The organism is Anaerobiospirillum thomasii (assembly GCF_900445255.1).
GTDB classification, from domain to species: domain Bacteria; phylum Pseudomonadota; class Gammaproteobacteria; order Enterobacterales; family Succinivibrionaceae; genus Anaerobiospirillum_A; species Anaerobiospirillum_A thomasii.
In genome coordinates this window covers 322,388-343,465 of the sequence record NZ_UAPU01000005.1, presented here as the reverse complement: position 1 = coordinate 343,465, position 21,078 = coordinate 322,388, and the positions used below count along the sequence as shown (strand labels likewise).

Annotated in this window: 14 protein-coding genes and 3 tRNA genes; 12 read left to right on the top strand and 5 right to left on the bottom strand. The window is 38.7% G+C overall.

Annotation, left to right across the window (positions count from 1 at the left end; genetic code table 11):
* The first annotated feature begins 251 nt into the window (after positions 1-251).
* From DRZ93_RS01875 to DRZ93_RS01835, 8 genes are all read left to right on the top strand, one after another.
* Complete coding sequence (locus tag DRZ93_RS01875; RefSeq protein WP_113742905.1) at positions 252-641, top strand: hypothetical protein; 390 nt, start codon at positions 252-254, stop codon at positions 639-641.
* A 14-nt stretch (positions 642-655) separates the two neighbouring features.
* On the top strand, positions 656-1,006 hold the full coding sequence (gene tnpB / locus DRZ93_RS01870) for an IS66 family insertion sequence element accessory protein TnpB (protein WP_113745658.1): 351 nt from the start codon (positions 656-658) through the stop codon (positions 1,004-1,006).
* 291 nt (positions 1,007-1,297) lie between these two features.
* Complete coding sequence (locus tag DRZ93_RS01865) at positions 1,298-1,777, top strand: hypothetical protein (protein ID WP_113745657.1); 480 nt, start codon at positions 1,298-1,300, stop codon at positions 1,775-1,777.
* Positions 1,778-1,915: 138 nt separating this feature from the next.
* Positions 1,916-3,748 carry a Mu transposase domain-containing protein gene (locus tag DRZ93_RS01860; protein WP_113745656.1) on the top strand — a complete coding sequence of 611 codons (1,833 nt, stop codon included), beginning with the start codon at positions 1,916-1,918 and terminating at the stop codon, positions 3,746-3,748.
* Between the two features lie 9 nt (positions 3,749-3,757).
* On the top strand, positions 3,758-4,513 hold the full coding sequence (locus tag DRZ93_RS01855) for an ATP-binding protein (RefSeq protein WP_113742986.1): 756 nt from the start codon (positions 3,758-3,760) through the stop codon (positions 4,511-4,513).
* Between the two features lie 42 nt (positions 4,514-4,555).
* Positions 4,556-5,110 carry a DNA-binding protein gene (locus DRZ93_RS01850; RefSeq protein ID WP_113745655.1) on the top strand — a complete coding sequence of 185 codons (555 nt, stop codon included), beginning with the start codon at positions 4,556-4,558 and terminating at the stop codon, positions 5,108-5,110.
* Between the two features lie 736 nt (positions 5,111-5,846).
* Positions 5,847-7,709, top strand: coding sequence for an IS66 family transposase (locus DRZ93_RS01845; protein ID WP_113745654.1), 1,863 nt, complete (start codon positions 5,847-5,849; stop codon positions 7,707-7,709).
* A gap of 1,181 nt (positions 7,710-8,890) precedes the next feature.
* The gene (locus DRZ93_RS01835) at positions 8,891-10,327 is read left to right on the top strand and encodes an IS4 family transposase (protein ID WP_113745652.1); all 1,437 of its coding nucleotides are present in this window, start codon (positions 8,891-8,893) and stop codon (positions 10,325-10,327) included.
* 584 nt (positions 10,328-10,911) lie between these two features.
* On the opposite strand, the gene DRZ93_RS01830 is transcribed toward DRZ93_RS01835, so the two are convergent.
* Positions 10,912-11,367 carry a hypothetical protein gene (locus DRZ93_RS01830; RefSeq protein WP_113745651.1) on the bottom strand — a complete coding sequence of 152 codons (456 nt, stop codon included), beginning with the start codon at positions 11,365-11,367 and terminating at the stop codon, positions 10,912-10,914.
* Between the two features lie 85 nt (positions 11,368-11,452).
* Entirely contained in the window at positions 11,453-11,854 is a 402-nt protein-coding gene (locus DRZ93_RS01825) for a hypothetical protein (RefSeq protein WP_113744440.1), read from the bottom strand.
* A gap of 163 nt (positions 11,855-12,017) precedes the next feature.
* Between DRZ93_RS01825 and DRZ93_RS01820 the strand changes: the two genes are divergently transcribed.
* Positions 12,018-15,479 (top strand): hypothetical protein, encoded by a 3,462-nt coding sequence (locus DRZ93_RS01820; RefSeq protein WP_146741081.1) that lies wholly within the window; start codon positions 12,018-12,020, stop codon positions 15,477-15,479.
* A gap of 41 nt (positions 15,480-15,520) precedes the next feature.
* Here the strand turns inward: DRZ93_RS01820 and xseA are convergent, their stop codons facing one another.
* Complete coding sequence (gene xseA, locus DRZ93_RS01815) at positions 15,521-16,936, bottom strand: exodeoxyribonuclease VII large subunit (protein WP_113745649.1); 1,416 nt, start codon at positions 16,934-16,936, stop codon at positions 15,521-15,523.
* Positions 16,937-17,227: 291 nt separating this feature from the next.
* On the opposite strand from xseA, the gene DRZ93_RS01810 reads away from it, so the two are divergent.
* The 3 genes from DRZ93_RS01810 (at position 17,228) to DRZ93_RS01800 (ending at position 17,496) form a co-directional block, all read left to right on the top strand.
* A tRNA-Gly gene (locus DRZ93_RS01810) sits at positions 17,228-17,303 on the top strand.
* A gap of 19 nt (positions 17,304-17,322) precedes the next feature.
* Positions 17,323-17,396, top strand: a tRNA-Cys gene (locus DRZ93_RS01805).
* A 10-nt stretch (positions 17,397-17,406) separates the two neighbouring features.
* A tRNA-Leu gene (locus tag DRZ93_RS01800) sits at positions 17,407-17,496 on the top strand.
* A 477-nt stretch (positions 17,497-17,973) separates the two neighbouring features.
* On the opposite strand, the gene DRZ93_RS01795 is transcribed toward DRZ93_RS01800, so the two are convergent.
* Positions 17,974-19,467 (bottom strand): aldehyde dehydrogenase family protein, encoded by a 1,494-nt coding sequence (locus tag DRZ93_RS01795; RefSeq protein WP_113745648.1) that lies wholly within the window; start codon positions 19,465-19,467, stop codon positions 17,974-17,976.
* 648 nt (positions 19,468-20,115) lie between these two features.
* Positions 20,116-21,054: a flagellin N-terminal helical domain-containing protein gene (locus tag DRZ93_RS01790; RefSeq protein WP_113745647.1), complete on the bottom strand. Its 939-nt coding sequence runs from the start codon at positions 21,052-21,054 to the stop codon at positions 20,116-20,118.
* Positions 21,055-21,078: the final 24 nt, after the last annotated feature.

Genomic DNA, 21,078 nt, shown 5'->3' with positions numbered 1-21,078 from the left:
CATTTTCCTTCCTATAAAAACCATGATTAATATCTGTAGTTGTGTTTTGCATATCTAAATAGGTAAAATTAACAGCTCCTTGAGCTGTCAAATTAAACTTATTATCTTTTTCAAGATTAATTAAGTATTCCTTTCCTGTTGCCTGGTTGGGATGCCCAATCTGTATATGGTAAGATACCCATGACCATTTAGACCTACAACTTTTAAATTGTAATAATGGACCCACACCCAACAGAGCAAGGAGTGGTCCAATGAGAAAAGGTTTTTTTACACAGGATGAATATGACAGAATGAATGAGGAGATTTTATCTCTGGGCGTCACTGTCGCTACTTACTATCATCAGAATATTGACAAGCTTGGCTGTATCAAACTTAAGACTTTCGTTAATTACATAAGCAGATCAAGACAAAAAATTTTTTCATTACAACACTCTACCCCAGCCATATCTGTAGTAGAGCTGACCAAAGCTGATCTTGCTGCTGTCAAAGCCAAACCTATTGCAAATAAAAATTTAAAAGGCGAGGCTGCCGTGGTTAACATAAGCTATGGTCAGGTAACCTTTGAGGTCAACTCTGACAATGCGCCAAAGCTAATAGCAGATACCATACTGTCTCTGCACAACAGTGCCACAGCTAAATAAGGGAGGCAGCTGCTATGAATATTGATTTCACCAAAGGCAATATTACACTGGTTATAGCTCCTTTTGATATGCGCTCAGGTTATGGCTCTCTGTCTGCTATTGCCCACGAATATTTAAATATTGATGTGAACAAAGGTGGCCACTGGATTGTCTTTATATCACGCTCACGTGAGGTGGCCAAAGTTATAGGCCACGATGAACACGGCTCCATACTTATCACCAGAAGACTGAATAAAGGCAGGTATCAGCAACTTTTAAGCTCAGCTACAGGTAAGGCCACAAGACAATTAACTCCAGAGCTTTTAATGCAGTATCTAAATAGAGCCTGTATTGATGTTAAGCGCACTCATATCTACAAAAATTAGTTGATAGACATCACAAATCTACAACAAAATAAAGGTCCTTAAAGCCACATTTAAGGGCCCAAAAAGCATGCCTGTCATAAGCCCTAAAAAACACCTCTCACAGATCTGTAGAGATCTGTACAGATCAATAACACCCCTCAGATGAAAAAACTCTCTCAAAAAAACAAGGCTCGACATAGGGCATTTTAGAGGGGTTTTAAGAGGTCTGTAACGGCTTGTGCATGGGCTTTGTTGGTACTTTTGTCTATGGTAAAATATACCTAATTTAAAGGATAAAAGTAGGTGTTGTTTATGAGCAGTGGGTACGAAAATTTAAGTCAGGCTGAGCTTATAAAACTATTACAGAATACTACAGCTCAACTAGATAGAGCCAATAAAGATATTTCTATCGTACAAAGCAAGCTCAATAGTGCTGAGAAGAAGCTCACTACTACAGAGAAGAAGCTCACTACTACTGAGAAGCAACTCACTACTACTGAGAAGCAACTCACTACTACTGAGAAGCAGCTCACTACTACTGAGAAAAAACTCACCACTACAGAAAACAGGCTCAACCGTACTGTAAAGAAGCTAGAAAAGACACAGCAGGAGAATGAAGATTTAAAGAGCACTAATAAGACATTGTGTTTTATTGCATCTAATTTTACTCAGGATGCTCATGCTATTTTGCATGAGATAGACAAGAAATTTACAATTTATGTTGAATATTGTGCAAGAAGATCCGAAGAGTCGGAACATGAACTTGTATTTCAGTGCTCTATTTGCACCTAAACCTGCGGTCAATTTTTAGCTCCCCTCGATTTGAAGTTTTGTTTCAAATCATAGTAACAAAAACTAACATTTCCTCTCCTTCGTTCTTACATTGGCATCTTTGGTATCTTAGAGTCTCCAATTTTTAAAGGAGGCTTTATGCCAAGGATAAATTACATTGCAAAACATAAAAAGAAAATTGGTAGTGGAGGACAAATGGATCCAGATACCTTAAAGCGGGCTTTAATTAAAGCCCTGACTATGACGGCAGCACAGCTGGAGCATGAGGGGTTTTCTCATGGCACGGCACAGCGTCTGCGTCGTAAAGTTGCTGAGCTCAAGTTAACCCGAGAGTCTATTGGAGGTATGACCAGTAAAGAGCTTCATAAACTCTACTATAAAAAGACAAGGCCTGTACAAAGCAACAATAAAATTATGCCTGATATAGATTACCTACAAGACAAATATATCAAGTCGCATCTTGAGGCAAAGACACCGTCACAAAAGAAACTGGCTTTAACCAGGAAGTCAGTGATTGAACTTTATTACTTCAATGATCCAAAAAATAAAGAGCTCGTTGAGAGTGGAGAGAGTAGCTTCTTGTCTTTATCTCGTGTATGCCATATATGGCGGGAGCATGAAAAACAGATTAAGAAGCCTGTCTATATGAAAGAGCATGAAATGGCTGGTGAGGCTGAGTATGACTTTACAGGAGTTAGATTGCCCTATGTGGTTAACGGCGCCACCCACTATGCCACATTTATCGTGGCTGTACTTACCGGATCGCGCTATATCTTTGTCAAAGCTATTGCCAATCAGTCTCAACCTGTGGTGTGTGATGCCATAGCTGACAGCTTTAGATATTTTGGTGGCTGTCCCCATGTCATACGCATTGATAATTTCAAAGCAGCTGTTAAGAAGGCTGCTCGTTATCAGGGTCAGCTTACAGATGAGATGATTAATTTTAAAGAGTTTTTTAATATAGGGGTCTTTACCTGTCGCAGCGGACGGCCTAAAGACAAGGGCGCTGTCGAGGCTGCCGTAAAGTATGTTACCCGTTATGCTCTGTCTATTGCCAACAACCACGTAAAAGACGGCAATCCTTTCAGTTCATTAGATGAGATAAACTCTTTTATCGCGCCTCATATTGCCAGGATGAATGAATGCAAGGTAAGGGGCATGAAGAGCTCAAGAAAGGAGCTTTTTGATATTGAAAAAGGTTTATTGCAACAGCCTGCCTCATGGGATTACAGGTTCTTTGAAAGCTTCATTATAACAGTGTCTGAGACTGCCCGCTTTACTTTTGAAGATCATACATACGCAATACCATCTAAATGGATTGGACAGAAAGTCACAGTGCATACCACTAATCAGACAGTTAGTTTTTTAAGCCTTGATACTGTTATTGTAAGTTATAAAAGAATGGATGGCGTAAAAGGCCTGTCAGCCATCCATGGTGTTATTGAAAAACAACACCTTATATATGACATCTTTAGCATAAAAAATCAAGAAGATTTACTGTTGGAGTGGGCAGAAGCTATTGGGGAGCATGTTAAAAGCTGGTGTGATTTCCAGCTCACGCACTGCAAATATGGATATGCTGACAAAATAAGATATATACACAAATTCCTGACCATTGTTAAAGCCAATAAAGCTCACTACAGCATCTTTGATCGCTGCGTCAAAGAGCATATGTACAAAGGCTTTGACAGTATCATATGTTCTGAGCTTATAAAGATATGGGAGAGATATGAAAAGCCTGCCATATACAATTATGATGACGTCTACAATGACAAGACCTATATGGCCCTTGGTGAAGCTGTCATCTTAGGACATTGCGATCTCATGCTCTGGCCATTGCCTCAAAAAGAAATCACATCACAAACCTCATCTACGCAGGGTTCTGAGAACCAATCTAGGCCTAAAGAATTTTTAAATGGCCATGCTGTATACGATGAGCGCTTTGCTTATATAAAAAATCAACTTAGCTAGGAGTTAATTATGTCACTTACAAATATTCAATCTTTATTACGTGAGCTGGATATGAGGGGAGCTTTAGAGCAGTTTAATGCATATGTAAACAACCCTCAGGAGCTGGAGGCCACCAGCATTGATACCATTTTGACCAATATGCTCACAGCTGAGCAGAATACAAGAAATAAAAGACGTCAGGAGTCTTTAATTAAAGCTTCTAGACTGCCGGTAAAGGCAGAGCTTTGCATGATATTAAAAGATCTAGAACGCAGTGACCCTACATTTATCAATAAGATAGATAGCTTAAGCTCTCTTGAGTTTGTAGAAAAGTGCTACAACCTGACCATATACGGTAAAGCTGGATCTGGTAAAACCTTTATTGCTTCAGCTTTAGGGAGACGCAACTGCTGTCTTGGCAACTCAACTTTATACTACTCAACCAAAGACATTATAGCCAACCTGCACATGAATTTAGGCTCTGCAAGCTACGCCACCAAGTTAAAAGTTATAACAGGTAAAAGCATGCTTATCCTGGACGACTTCTGCCTCACCCCATATGATGCTGACGAGAAAAGCATTTTATTTGACATTCTGGACAAGCGATATGGCAAAAAGAGCACAGTGATTCTCTCTCAAAAATCCCCAGATGCCTGGATTGATATTTTAAAAGGAGGTATTGATGGTGATTCACTGTCAGAATCTATTGTTGAGCGATGCTCTAACAATAATTACACACTTATTGTACCAGGCACTTCCCGCCGTACTTCTGTTGATGAAGATTAAATCAAAAGAGCATGCTCTTTTAAAACCTGGAGAATAATTATTATGACAACATCTAAATCAGATAAAAAAGCTTTTCGTGACGATCTGACCAAAGAGAAATTTGATGAGGCTGTATCTACCCTTAATAAGCAAGGTAAAAAACTGACTATACGTGCTATTAAAGAGCTTGTCGGAGGCGCTAATAAAACCATATCAGCATTTATGCGTCAGTACAATAAAACCATTATGGAGGCCAGTTTTAATGAAACTATGCCAGAAAGCTTCCAGCAGGACATGCAAAGGGTGGCATTAAACCTGTTTGAGTCTTTTAGAGATAAGATCAATGCCGACAGAACCCGACTGCAAAATGAGTATGATGCAAAGCATAAGGAAATAGGTGAGCTTATGTCAGAGGCACAAAAGGAGCTGCATCTAGCTCAGGAGAAGCTAAAAGAGCAAGATGCTCAAATTGCTAAAAAGGATGAAAGGATAAAAGAGCTTGAGTCTCTTTTAGCGGAGCAAACCAAGACCAACGCACATTTAACCAAGCGGCTGGAGCAGCAAAGCGATGACAAGCAGCAGGCTATACTGGAGGCTATAGCCAGGCTTGGTAAATAAAACTGGGTAAAGTAGACAAGGGCTGGCTTAAAAGCTGGCCTTTTTTGTTGAGTATCCACTTGATTATAATCAAAAAATTACAATTAAAGGAACATTTAAAGGTACAAGTTAAAAGAACATGTTCTTTTAATTAAAGGAGCATGTTCTTTTAATTAAAGGAGCATGTTCTTTTTAGACAAAAGGAGCGTGTTCCTTTAATTTACATATTATGTGACATATGACGCCAATATGTTAGATATCTCTCAAAAACAATACAAGTTATGGTGCTTTTAAAGATCTTCTAAAAAAATATTTCAAGATCTTCTAGCGTAGCACAGCCAGATCTTTATGGACAATATTTCCTTATGTATCAATATGTTGTTATTGAAATTTGTTTTGCTACACTAGCTAGATTTAAGCCTCATGGGTTCAAAGTAACGGGAATTTCTACAAAAATAAGGTATTGACAAATTAAAAATGATGATGAAATAATAAAAAAGTAAGCCAAAAGGGATGAGATTTTGTCTTTTTGTGAGCTAAAAATACCCCAGAAGGTCATATTAAAAATTACCACTCCACGGATCTTCTAACACAAGATCGTCAGATCTTCTTCGCAATATTCAACATTTATCCTCAAGATGCATTTTCCAGGGATGTTATAACTACCATTCAAAATATATTTGAAGAGTGTCTGTCCTGCGTTAAAAATTATAAATCTGCATTTTCCAATAGCTGTTTTGCACCTAAAGGCTCAGACGTGGGCAGCATATCTAGTGCTGCCACAAATAATGAAGAAAAGAACAATGTACAATCTCAGGATGGCAACAATTCACAAGATAACGACAATATCGTCAGCGAAATAAATAATATTAAAGAGCAGATGGCTAATCTCAATGGCTCTTATAAAAATCAGTCCCGCCATTTTGAGAGGATTAAAACATTAGCACGCTCTGTATATGAGTACTGTGTAAAGAATGGTATGACAGAGAGGGCTACTGAGCTTGAGAATATTCTTAAAACACTTGAGATTAAGCCTAAACACTCCAATAAAGGAGGCGGTTCAACTCAAGGTAACGGCAAGAAGACCAGAGGTCGTCAGAAGACCGGCAATCTGAACAATGCCAAAGAAAGAAACTCACAGAATAAGATAGATAAGTGCAGTAAATGCGACAGCGATGATGTAATAAATCTAAAAACAGAGGTATCGACCTTTATACGTAAGAGCAGTGATTTAAGAGATGCTATTGATGCCGTATCTCAGGGTAATGATATTTATGTCTGTAAAAAATGCGGCACCTGCGAAATGGCTTTTGACAAGGATAAGGACGATTTCCCTGTTATACCTAACAGAAGCATAGGCATGTCACTTATACGCTCAATATGCCAGTTTGAATATAACGGTATACCTGTAGACAGATTTAATTCATGGCTGACCAAAGGCTTTGAGCTTGGCCATGACACACTGCCATACAATGTCAGTGACTATGTGGCTATATATTTAAATCCTCTGTACGAGATGATATATAACAAGGCTAAGACATTGAAGGTGCTACTTGCCGATGAAACCGTATTTGACTGTCTACACAGTCAGGGTAAGGGCAATATGAGCGCCAAAATGAAGGAGTGTAGAGATAAAGGCCAGCTTGAGATCAATTCAAGAAATTATATTATGACCTTAGCCTCTGCTCCTGCATCTGATGTCAAACTTGTGTACTTCACCTACGTCAACAGCAGATCTACAGAGAGTATTGGCAATGTTATTACAGATGATTTTAAGTTTGAGTATCTGATCTCTGATGCCTACCCTGTATATGCCAGTATCTGCCAAAGACTGGAGCGCAGAAAATGGCAGACCTGTATTACACATTTCAGACGCGAGATTATAAAAGCCTGTAACCCAAGGATTTATGCACAGGACTTGGAAAAGCTTACAGAGCAGGAGCTTACACAAAAGCTGCTTAGGGACTTTAATCCTGAGCATATCAAGGCACCTGCCGCTCTGCTCAAGATATTCTATGCCATAGCTAAAATCTATGAGCTTGAAAGTGCCTATCAGAATGATGGCTCTATAGATCGCAACACATATATAAATTACAAGCTGGAAAACAGAGAGCAAATGAAAGACTTGTTTGAAAGCATAGATGCAGCTGTAGAATCTATAAAAGATCGCTACGTGGAGCTGACGAGAACTGGAAAATACAGAGCCAAATCCAAATCAAGCCTGTATGCCAAACCTCTGATTTATTACTTAAACCACAAGGACAGTTTTACAACATTCATAGAGAATGTGGAGGTGCCACCTGACTCTAATCATGTGGAGAATATGATACGTCGCATGACCATGATACGCTCCTCTGTGAAACAGAAGGTCAGTGCGCATAATATGCAGGATTTGTGCAAGATAGTGACTGTTTATAAGACACTTGAGCTCAATGGTATTGATACTGAGTCATATCTGAGAAGGCTTAATAACAGCATGTATGCCCATTGCATTAACAAGGCCATGACGCAGTACTACGTGGATAACGGCGAACTACCTAAAGGTCAGATCAAATCCTGGGATATGGTCAAGCTGCTTGAAGATTTTGACTATACCGAGTTTGACATATTCAAGAACTAATCTATCACCGCGGGTAGGCATGATACTGCCCGCATCTACCTGATACCCACCTCTCAAGGGATATTGCGCAACCTGATCTGATTTTTGATAAATTATGGGGTCATGGGTATCTTACTGTATATGAGTTCCATTTATATTACCATTACTATTGATATCGGTAGCTTGGCTATAAATACTTGTATAGGGATCTGACTGATTTTTAGGATCTGTAAAATCATGTGTTTTAATTTTGCAATCACCGTTAAGCTGAACATCACATTTTAAATGAGCGCTTTCAGAAGCCTGTAGAGATAATGGGTTAAATAACACTCCTACCAATAGTATGCTTGAAATTACCCCCCCCCATATGAGTATATTTTTTATATGTATGTAGATTCAACAGTCTTTCAAGTCCTGCCGCTATTGCAGTCTTTGAAAATGAAGATTTTGTATAAGCACTTTTTATTATCATAATAATCTCGCAAGTTTGTTTGACATCAGCTGTAGGCTTTAAAGCTGACGCTGATATCTTTTTGCAATTTAACATCTGTAGTGAAAAAACACACAAAACCAATGTATGTTTAATTTCAATTATCTTTTGTATCATATTATTTTTATGTGCTTCAACCTTCCAGTTTTATCATTTTGACTGCTTTGTTATAAAAAATATGCATATATTTTTTATATGTGCACCAACTCACAAAAATTGACATTTTTGCTATTTTTGGATGTAACTACTTTATGTAACATTATGATAACTATAGTTATTATTTAATAGTTCTAGATTTTTTCTTCATATTAAAGGTGTCTATATAAGTATATTTCATAAAACTTTCGGAGCTAAAATTCATCTCCCATATGATCTGCTACACCATACTTCAAGCACATCACTGCCCGCAGATTTTTTTCATACCTAGGATCTTAGTAAAGTCTTGATTTTTAAGCATTTATTAAAATCCAGAAGTTTTTGGCTTAAAATCATTCCGCAAACCCGCATTCTATCGTGCTAAAAATTAGTGCAAAAGACCTCGATGCGGGTTTTTTGTTTGATTTTTTTGGAAACATACAATTCTGATACAAAAAGAAGTTGTTAGAAGTATTAAAAACGATCTAACAGATTGTTTTATAAAGGATTTTTATGGGGTATAGCAAGTTTCCATGGTATAATATACCAAACCAAACCAAACAAAGGAAAACTTGCTATGTCTTTATTATCTCAAATTAATCTCTATATTCAAAGAGCTGAACTCTTAAATATTTTAACCGTCTTCAGAAAAGAGCTTATTAATAATTTTGCCAGAAAAAATGGCACACTCAAAAGGCAAAGAAAAGTTACAATAGCTGAACTTCTCTCAGCTCTTTTAACATATGCCTCTACTAACCAAAACTCTAACAATATAACTTTTACTTTAAATGGATTTCATAAGTGCTATTCTGACATGTTTGGCATTGATATATCTTCAAAGGCTCTTCACAACCGTCTGCGTTCAGAGGGACTGCTTGAAGTTATGAAGAATACTATAGAAAACCTCTCTATGCTTGTTAAAGACGATACTAATGAAACTGGTCTGAAACTGCTTGAGGCTTACAGGCAGAGTGTCGGTGTTAATGATATTATCATGGTGGACGGCTCTGAAATCTCCCTTAGATACTCAGCCTATGACAACTTTAGCTGCAAGGCTAAAACACGTAATCCTGACAAGACCAACCCTGATAAAAAATCTGCCGCTATTAAACTGCATACGGGGTTTTCTATTGTAAACAATATGCCTACACATATTGATATTACGGAGGCTGTAGCCAATGAAAGAGAGCACCTGTCACCAGATATCTATGAGCAGGTGTTATATCTGTGCGACAGGGGATATGTATCTGAAGCTTTATATTTGCTACTTATATCCAAGGGGCATTATTTTATATTCAGAGGCAAGGAGAATTGCGCCTATAAGATTATTCATGCAATGGATGGCAACGGAGCCACGTTACATGAATTTGAAGGATGCAAACCATGTCAGCACTTAAATGGCAGCAAATATCCTCTGGTTGATATGGCTGTGCAGGTTAACGATGATACCGTTTTAAGGATGATTCGTATCTATAATCCTGTTGATGATAAATTTAATTATTTCATCACCAACATAGATGCAAGCCGTGTAGCAGCATCAGTTATAGCTGATACTTACAGGACGCGCTGGTCCTGCGAGATCATGTTTAAAGCACTTAAAAGTAGCAACAGCCTCTGCTCTATCAATTCGTCCATCAAAGAAATTATCCTGCTCTTTATTTATGCAAGTATTGGCTCATACCTCATCAAAAAGCTTATAGCAAAACAGCTTCAGAAAAAGAAAAGAGATTACCAACGTAAAAAACGGGAAATATCTCTGTTAAAGATGGCTTCCTCTATCAGAGATATAGGACCATTGTTAAAAGCCATGGTCAAAGGCGCTAAGTCTACAATATACAATGAGATCAGCAAGTTTGAAGGTCTTTTAGATTCTATGATGCGAACTAAACCATCACAAAGGGATATAGATCTTAAAAAGGACGTAAGCCTCCTGGTCGATAAAATTTACAATACACACCATATGACGAAAGACTTTTTAATACCGCACAAAATTGATGTTACAATCAAGGCTTAAGTTCATGGGTATGGATTTTTTTAAAAGTCCTGGCTTTTCTATTTTTTTAAAGGTTTACAATTACAGATCTAAGATGGTAATCTTGACATTTTCTACCCTTAAAATCTCTACCCTAATTTGATACAAATCTAAGCAATGCTCATAAATTCTCTAGGTGCAGCTATACCTGCAATTTAACCCATCAAAGCTACACCGTAGATAAGACCCTGCAGTCCATAGCACTCAAGACTACTTAATAAGCCTGCCTTAAGTTCAGATTGCCGCTACTGTTCTAATGTCATACTGTATAGTCTTTGTGTTATAGATTGATGCTATATTTACTCTAGGATAAAGATCTATCAGACGGCATAAGGCAAGATATTCAAGCTTATATGAAAACGTCATCTATAAAAGATAGATATCAGAAATAAGATCAAAGATAAGGATAAAAGAAGAGCATATGCTTTATAGACACTGTAAATAAGTATCATGCTAAAGCACTATGCTCACATGCAAAGATGATATCAGTACCATGTAAGGCACCAATATTTTAAGGCAGATTTTCACAGGATACTGATTTTAAGGCTGCAGGGCAGCCTTAAATATCAGGCTGCGTAAATTGCATTGGCAAATTTACCTGCAAGAGCCAGCTGATCACTTAGCCTGCCAAGTGACTTGAATCCTTCAACATTCAGTGGTGAGCTCTTTAGAATTTCAAAATCCTTTGAAGGAGGCTGCATTAAAATGCCAAACTCTCTGATGGCAGGATTTGTTGATTCAAACACTGAAAAATCGCTGTGTTTATCTGCAGCATCTGCACTGTGAGCATCCTGAGCAGCATGTGTCCCATCGAGACTGAAGTCTGATGATCCAAAGCCATCGCTGCCATTGCGCATAAGCGCAGCCATAGCGGCACTAAAGGAAGTACCGTCATTGATATCTACTGACCGTACAGCAGGCGTCAGAGTATTCTGATAGAGCAGATCCTGTGCCTGTGTGGCACCTCTGCTCTTAACAGGACCCTGCCCTGCCATATGCAGTGTGGATAATAAACCAGACATAATATTGTCCTCTATATACGGCAATTTTTGCCATTACTGTTGTAATTAAGTATATAGAAGCAAGTTTTATGCCATGGATTGTAGATTATGAGGATGGTCCTGAGATAATAAATTTATCGCCAGCAAGACGGACAAAAATTTTCTCAACGTAGCCGCTTTCCTTTTCGCGTGAGACCTCATCTATGAATTTGCGGTTTTCAAGAACCCAGGCCTTTTTGGTCTCATCCTCTGGCTTTATAGAGCGCGGGCAGTCATGATAGACAAAAACATCATGAATATCGTTGACCTTGTCTAAAATGACAGGAGCCTCTTCACCAGAGGCAAAAACGTACCAGCCTACTGTAAGCCATTTGGTTTTATCTATGCGGGCATGAAAGGCTACAGAGCAGTCCTCTGTGCTTTCATTTTTAACTGTTATAAACACATTGGCACAAGCCTGAGAGGTAACAAAAACTGCACACAGGGCAGCAAGGGCTAATTTTTTCAATTCTCAGTCCTATTAATCTAAATCTTTGCTGTATCTAAAAAAATATTATGCGATCTTTTTAATATATCGTCAAACAATAAAATACCGTGATTTTATGACATTTTATACAATATGTTTAGCCAAAAAGTGCGATAATAATTTTTTATTCAAAAATGAGGCGCTTATGTCAGCTGCAGATGTTATATCAAGTCCCCGCTATACAGCACACTATGCTCTTGCACACTTTTCAGAACTGCCATCAAAATTAAAAAATGCAGCCTTAAAAGTTAGGGGAGATACTTTCAATCTGCGCATTAAAAACTATCTTATAGGCGAGCTGTATGAAAACCTATGTTTAGATACTACACAAGATGAGTTTAACGCAGACTCGCAGCGCTGTTTTTATGACTTGTGCTCCTATCTTCTGCGCTTTGATATAAAGGTGGTGCCAGGCTATATTCCAAAGAGGCTTAACTTTAATGACAGCATCATTTTAACTAAAAAACCTGATTTGCATAATGATCCGGATATATCTGTCATACAGGTATTAAAAAGCGCCACGCGAGCTGTGAACAAGGTGCAGCAGACACAGCTTGCACGAGCCAATATCAAGCTTGCCAATTACAATATTATGCTGCATGTCTTTGAGGCTTTATCTCTTGTAGCGCCATTTAATGAGCTCGATCTGTCACAGCGTGAAGGTTTAAGTCAGATCATAAACTCAATGCAGTTGCCATTTGAGGGCGTAAATTATCTTAAGGCCTGCTATACCTTTGTCTCCAACAGCAAAATCTATGCAACAGATTTTAAATCACCCTTTGTACTAAAGGCTTTAAATGAGGAGCATACTGCCTTAGTTGTCAATATACTGCTGCGCCTGGCTCTGTTGCACAGCTGCAAGCTTGAGATTGATGAGAGCTGTGAGATTGGCAAAAAGCTTAAGGCTTTATATCTAAAGCATAGCAGCAGTGTTAAAAAGCATGAGCTTAGCAGCATGTACTCACAGCCTGTGACTGTAAAAAAGAGTCAGTTTCCTTTAAGGGGCGTGCAGAATGGATTGTATATGTGCAAGCTTTTGCATGACAACAAACTCATGAACACGCTTGATTTTGATCTGCAGGATAAAAAACATATCTTTGAGCGTATATTTGAGAATATCAAAAAGAGCATGCCTGTATCTTTAAGCCTTTTTATACAGAACAATTTCAACCATGCCATAAAACCGCTTGGTGATAGCTTTTATAAAGGTGTTATTGATGATAGGAGCCTTGAGATTAAATATGTGCACAAAGATGACCCTTTGACTGTCTATTATCTAACTTCCAATAAAAATGAGTATCTTATAAATAAAAATGTAGCCTTTGTACCTGAGTGCGCTGAGCTTAAATCCTATCTGTACTCCTTTGGCGATCACTTATCTGAATTTGGTGCCAGGCACAGACTTTATGGCGGCACCCGTCTGTTCAATCTACTTATTTTAAAGTTTCTTTTTGAAAAAGACTGTACTGATTCTTTAGATGATCTTAGCTACAGACGCATTAAAAAGCATTTTAACGATAATTATGATCTGATCTTAACCTTTTATGTGGTGTTTTTATACAAGAGGCAAAAAGATATAAGTGCCTTTGATCTTATACGCTATATTATAGATCTTAAGGCCCCTGCTCTTTTTAGCTGCGATCTTATCGAGGCCTTTTGTAATATACGTCTGTCAGAGGCTTTTTATGATACAAAGCTTAATAAGATAGACAATGCTCTGCAAAATCTTGATACTACAGTCCTGCTGCACTTTTATACCTTAAAATTTTTTGCTTATACCTACAGAAGACTTTTACATAACGATAACAGAATCAATACTACTTTATTATCAGACAATGTTCTTATCCTTACTCAAAACTTTATACAGCATATAAATCTCTTTTTAAAAGACAATGCAGTTTTATTTAAACATCTTTTAGGATATGAAGTAAAGAAGATCTGCTCGTATGTAGAATCTGCTCAGTTTACATCTGCAATTGACAGAGCCTACAGAACTACAGTACACAACAGCTTTACAGACAATCTTGTAAAAAGTGCTGTAAATTACTCTTTAAATATGGTGCATAATGATAGACATTTCAGCCATATAACTTTTATATTTAGCCAGTATATGGATATATACACTGACACACAGATTTTAAGCATGTGTCATGATGTAGTTTTAAACTATCATCACAAACATCTTTTTTATGCTATTAATCTGTCTTTGTTCAAAAACTCATACTTTGAGCTTGAGGGGCTTGATGACAGACTAGCGCACTTGGCCAAGAGCCTGGAGCAGACAGATGCGCAAAAAGAGCTTATAGAACCGCTTTTAAAACGCGATCTTACAAATAATTTTCATCTAAACCTGCTGTTTTTTCTAAATCTTGATTTTTATGTCTTTCCTCTGCTCTCATATGGCGACAGCAATCTTGATCTAAAGGATGCAGGCTCTTTGTGCTTTGATTTAAAGGCTGCCTTCAGCAAAGAGACCTTTGAGTCTGATGCGATAAGAAAATGCTCATTAGGTGTCTGTTTTGAGCATATGCTCTTTTTAGAGCAGGTGCTGTATATGTTCAAAGGCTATATAACCAATAACAATATTGATACCCTGCTGCAAAACTATATTATGCACACGCAGTGCAACAATACTATAAAAATGTATCTGTACAATTATGGTAAAAAGATCTTTAGATTTTTTGCAGATCATCATGTAAAAGCCCCTGATGATGTGCAGCAGAAGACTTTGTTTAGGGTGTATCTAAGCCAGTATATGCTGCATGATTTTTTAATAGACACTTTGAATCTAAAAATTTTTAGCGACAATAGTTATGACGAGCTTGAGTCATATCTGCAGCATGGAACCAGACGCCTGCCGCACAACTTTTTAGAAGAAAGTCTTTTAAAGATTTCCTCACATATAATCTTTACCAATAACTTTATGCCTGGAACTATGCAAAAGGTAAGTTCCATACTGCGTCTTTTTAATATTAAATATAAAAATACAGATCTGCAAAACTCACGCTCAGCCAAGGGTCAGATCTTTAATTTAAACTTTGATTTAATCAGATCAAAGCAAAAAGAAAGTGTCGAGCTTGTAGATGTTATAGGCAGGATTAAAGAAGGCACTGATACTAACTCTCAAAACCTCTTAAACTCTCAGGATGAGGCTAATACTGACAGCAGCCCTATAAACACTGTAACAGGTGCATCTGCTCTGACAGAGACACAAGATGTAAATGCATCTGCTGCCCACAAGAGCGCGGCACTGGATACTGACACACAAAGTGTACAGTCACAGGATGTAGATCAAGGCTCTTTACATAATACAGAAGATAAGGATAAAACAGAGGATAGATCTGAGAACGAGGGCACTGCCTCCTTGCTTGATAAGCAGGCTAAAGCCTTTTTATCTGATATTTTGTGTGATGACAATGAGTGTATCTCACTGTCCTTGGTCAAGGACAAGGCTGCAGAGCATAAATATATGTCCTATATGGTGCCTTTAGAGTTTATCAATGATATATGCTATGACAGATTTGATGAGCCATTTTTTGATGTAGATGAGGCAGATAATACTGTCTATCTGTCGCTGCATTTAAAAGATGATCTGTTAAAGCTCTGATTTTAGGCACGTAAACGCGTGCCTAAAGCCTTATGTGCAGCTTAATCCACAATAGTGGCATCTGCAGGCTTGTCATTAGTATCATTAACTGTAGCTTTAATGACACCATCATCAAGTCTTATCCTGATTTTATCCCCTGTCTTTGTCTCTTTAGCCTTTAACATCTGCCCTTTGTCGTTATAGGCAATAGCATAGCCGCGCTTTAGAGTCTGCAGAGGATTTAGCATCTGCATTTTGTCTATGATATAGACCAGCCTTTTATCTGTATTGTGCAGATAAAAGTCACAGGCACTGTTAAGCCTTGAGCTTATACCATCAAGTACACTGTCAAACACAGAGATTTTAGATAGAGGGTTAAAGCTCTCAAGATTGTATAAAACCTTATCAAGCCTTTGCTGTGTCTGATTTAATCTGTTATCAAGAGCTAAATTTAAATCCTTTATATCATCATTAAGGCGCTGCATGGTGTTATCAAGGCTGTGATACATTAAAGCTGAAAGATTCTGCACTATAGCATTGAGCCTTGATTCAACAAGATTTAAATGTTGCAGTGGATTTGAAGCTTTAAGCCTTGAGCTTATGCTGTCATTTTTCATCATAAGATAGTCAATCTGACGTAACAGCCCCTGTGTCATGCCATCTGTGATTTTATCAAGGCGTGTAAGCAGCATGTCATCTGTCATGGCACTGACCATAACAGCTGCAGCTGTAGGTGTGGCTGCTCTAAAGTCTGCTGCAAAGTCACTTAAAGAGACATCTGGCTCATGACCTACAGCACTGATGGTGACAATTTTAGATTTTGCTATCTCACGCACCAGGCTCTCATCAGAAAATGGCAGTAAATCCTCAAAGGAGCCACCGCCGCGGCCTATAATAAGAACATCGCACTTCCCCTCTGTATTGGCCCTGTGCAGTGCCTCAATAAGAGTTTTGGGCGCCTCATCACCCTGCACCATGGCATCATAGAGCTCTATATTTATAACAGAGCTTCTTTGCCTTATGGTGCGCACCATATCATGCAGCACACGTCCCTCTTTTGAGGTGATAATACCTACTGTATCAATGATCTCTGGCAGAGCTCTTTTGCTTGCAGCAAAGACACCTTGAGAATTTAACTGCTCTTTTAAAAGACGCAGCCTTTCCATGATAAGGCCCTCGCCAGCCATAATCATATTTCTTACTATAAATTTAAAAGAGCCGTTTTTTTTGTAGACTGAGGATACACCAGTGACCAGAACCTTCTGACCAATCTGTGGTCTGAAGTTTAAAGATGAAAGATTTGAGGCAAACATAATGCACTCAAGGGCTGAGATCTCATCTTTTATCTTAAAGTACAGATGTGAGTAATGTGCAATCTCTGAGATCTCGCCTAGGATCACGGCACTGCCAAAGCGCTTTAGAGCATTGTCTGTAATATCAATAAACTGCGATACACTAAGATATTTTCTATTTTGCATATTTACTCTCCACCATGCGCTCTATTTTAGAATAAAAAGTTTAATAGTGCATAAATCTGATACAGCCTATGCTCTCTTTTATCAACTTATAAGATGCCCTTAATGGTCCTGCACTGTTTTAAATATTAAAATTTACAGGAAATTTATAAAAAATATTTAAATTCATAAATGCGATATATAAGGGATTTTGTAAGGTTGTATTAATATTTTGTTTGGCTTTTATAAAAAAAAGTGTGTTTAAACTATTGACTTGAAAATTCAATCATATATAATGGGCACCACTTAAGCGATGCGGGAATAGCTCAGTTGGTAGAGCATAACCTTGCCATGGTTAGGGTCGCGAGTTCGAACCTCGTTTCCCGCTCCAATAAGTAAAAATTTGTTATGGCGCGTTAGCAAAGCGGTTATGCAGCGGATTGCAAATTCGTCTAGTCCAGTTCGACTCTGGAACGCGCCTCCATTTAAAGTATGCCCAGGTGGTGAAATAGGTAGACACAAGGGACTTAAAATCCCTCGAACCTTATACGTTCGTGCCGGTTCGACCCCGGCTCTGGGCACCACTTTTTAAAATCAGGACCTCAAGGTCCTTTTTTTATATCTCTACCCTGCTCCCTGTTTGTGACTCTTACTATCATCTCTTTGCCACCCTATGCCAAACACAGCTCATAGCAGCTAATTTTCAAAAATTTTGCTCTTTTTAAGCTTTTGTTAATAGCCCCTTTTCCCTGACACAATAAAAAAATACTTTGCTAACAAAAAGATAAGAATATTGACAATGCTAAGATCACTCTTACAACCACATATAGCTATACTTTATTTAAAAGAAAGGAACCATCAAAGAGCTCATTCTTAACTTAGAGATTTAGACAGATACTGCCTGCAGTTTAGCTCTCTACACTCTCAAGACAGAGTAAATGATCTAAATAGATAACATCTGACTTTTAAGATTTTACATGTAATTTAAAGTCTAGAGCTAAAAAAGAAAGCCCCATCTGGAGCTTTCTTTAGTTATGACTTGTTACTTTATTTAAGGGGTATTAGGCTTTTGGGTAGAAACCTGTTGGCTGCTCTGACAGATTAATCAGAATATTCTTGCACTGTGTGTAGTGCTCAAGAATCATCTTGTGTGTCTCACGGCCAATACCTGACTGCTTGTAGCCGCCAAATGGTGAGCCCTCAGGGATCTGATTGTAGGTGTTGACCCACATACGGCCGGTCTCAATGCTTCTTGCTACACGCAGAGCACGGTTGATATCAGTTGAGAAGACAGCACCACCTAAGCCGTAGATTGAGTCATTGGCCATGGCAATAACTTCCTCTTCGGTGCTAAAGCGAATGACTGATGCTACAGGGCCGAAGATCTCCTCCTGGCAGACGCGCATGCAGTTTTGTGCCTCGCCCAGCAGTGTTGGTCTTAAGAATGCACCCTTGGCCAGATCTCCTGTGGTCTCTCTTACACCGCCGCACAGTACCTTGACGCCCTCGGCTTTACCGATTTCTACATATTTTAAGATGTCATTTAACTGCTTCTCATCAATCTGAGCACCCATCTGAGTATTCATATCCCAAGGCAGACCTACTCTTACCTTGTTGAATCTCTCTACAAGCTCACCTACAAACTTATCATAGATGGTATCCTGCACGAAGATACGTGAGCCTGCGCAGCATACCTGTCCCTGATTGAACAGAATTCCAAGCATGGCACCATCTAAAGCCTGCTCCATACGGCTGTCATCAAAGATGATGTTGGCACTCTTACCGCCAAGCTCTAAGGTTGATGGGATAAGTCTCTTAGCAGCAGCTACAGCAATATCACGACCTACCTCGGTTGATCCTGTAAAGGCCAGCTTGTCAAAGCCATTATGCTCTAACATGAAGTTGCCTGACTTGGAGCCACGTCCTGTCACAACGTTAAAGACACCGGCAGGAATTACTTCCTGTGTAAGCTCGGCTAAACGCAGAACTGACAGTGAGGTGGTTGATGAAGGCTTAAATACAGTACAGTCACCTGCAGCAAGTACCGGAGCTAATTTCCAGGCTGCCATGAGGAATGGGAAGTTCCATGGCACAATCTGACCTACTACACCTAAAGGCTCACGCAGGATGATGGACAGGAAGTTGCCATCAAGCACGTTGGCCTCGCCGGCCTCGGCTAAAATTACGCCTGCAAAGTATCTAAAGTGGGTGGCAGCGAGAGGAACATCAACGGCCATGGTCTCACGAATTGGTTTACCGTTATCTACAGTTTCAATCATTGCCAGCTCTTCTTTATTGGCGTCAATGATATCGGCTATCTTGTTTAAAATCTCTGCTCTTTGCTTAGGAGTGGTCTTGGACCAGGTCTTAAAGGCGGCACGGGCTGCAGCAACTGCCTTGTCCACATCCTGCTCTGTGGCATCGGCAAAGCTTGAGATCTGCTCGCCGTTGGCTGGACAGTAGGTTTTTACCACAGCACCATCTGATGCATCGACCCACTTGCCGTCGATGTATAGCTTGTAGTAGTCCTTAACTTTGAAGTTTGATGGGAACATAATTACACCTCATGTTTGTGATTTATAAAATTTGTTTGTGTGTATTCAGTGTAATTATTTGACTTGATACATGTTGTCACATGCAAATTGCTATCAAATGTCCTTCAATTTTATAAATCAAGATCACATCTTTTTTTATACATGGTTAGCACATTTAATAAAATTGATGGTATTTTAAATTTTATTCAGTCCCTTTTACATTCAATATTTATGTTAATGTATTAAAAGAGCTAATATGACTTTTTTGTACAGTGATCTGAATCACATTTTTAGTAAATTATAAAATCATATTAAAAAGTCAATAAAAACATAAGCTTAGCTTGCACAGATAAGATCTATAGTCTTTTTTCACTTTTATCTCCATTTTTATTGCGATAAGGCAAGGCAAAATCTTGCAATTGATGTTGTAAAAACTTTACAGGATTAAGGCAGATTCTCAGCGTGGATAAAGATAGAATATAGTTTTTTTTAAGATAAAAAAGAGATAAATACCTAAGCCAGTCTTTACATTGGAGAATGGATAATAGATGCAGGCGGTCTTTAAGAGTGCTTCTAAGCTCTCATGATTTTAGACGTGTCTAAAAAGGGCCAGAGAAAAATCTCTGGCCAATGAGCATATTGCTCAGGAGAGAAAGCTTTAAATAATTTTTAACCTCCAAGCAGAGACAGAGCAATCTGTGGTCTCTGATTGGCCTGGGATAAAATTGACTGTGAAGCCTGCTGCAATATCTGATTGGCAGTAAGTGCTGCTGTTTCCTCAGCAAAGTCTGTATCACGGATACGTGAGCGGGCATCAGATTCATTTTCCTGAATATTGGCCTGATTTCTGATGGTAGATTCCATACGGTTCTGTACAGCACCAAGCTCGGCACGCTTGGAGTCGATAACCTGAATCATTGAGTCAATATTGCCTAGAGTTAACTGCGCCTGTGACTGATTGGTTACTGAGAATCTAAAAATACCATTTGATACAACAAATCCTGTTGTATTTGAAGGAGGATTGGCCTGAATAGTACCTGCCATTGATGCAATAAAAGATAAAACAAAGCCTTTGGACATACCTGTTACAGCAATGGTGTCATTGGCATTGGCACCAACCTGGAAGGTTACATTACCATCTGATCCAATGATTGTATTGGCATTCTGCGCTGCATTACCTTGTACATAGCCATTTAATACAGTCTTGCCGGCATATGTGGTCTTACAGGCAATACGGGTGATTTCTACTGAGAGCTGGGTCAGCTCCTGCTGAATGGATTTTCTATCCTCAGTTGAATAGGTACCGTTAGCTGCCTGAATGGAGAGAGTTCTGACGCGCTGCAGCATATTGGTCATCTCATCCATGGCGCCTTCAATAGTTTGGGCAAAGGCTATGCCGTCATTACAATTTCTGTTTCCCTGACCTAAACCATTGATTTGTGAGGTTAAACGGTCAGAGATCTGCAAGCCAGCAGCATCGTCTTTTGCTGAGTTAATTCTAAGACCTGATGCTAATCTCTGATATGAAACGTTAAGAGCATTGGTTGCATTTGTAAGTTTACGCTGGCCATTAATGGATGAAACGTTAGTATTAACGTAAAGAGCCATATTTTTCTCCTGAGTTATTTTTGC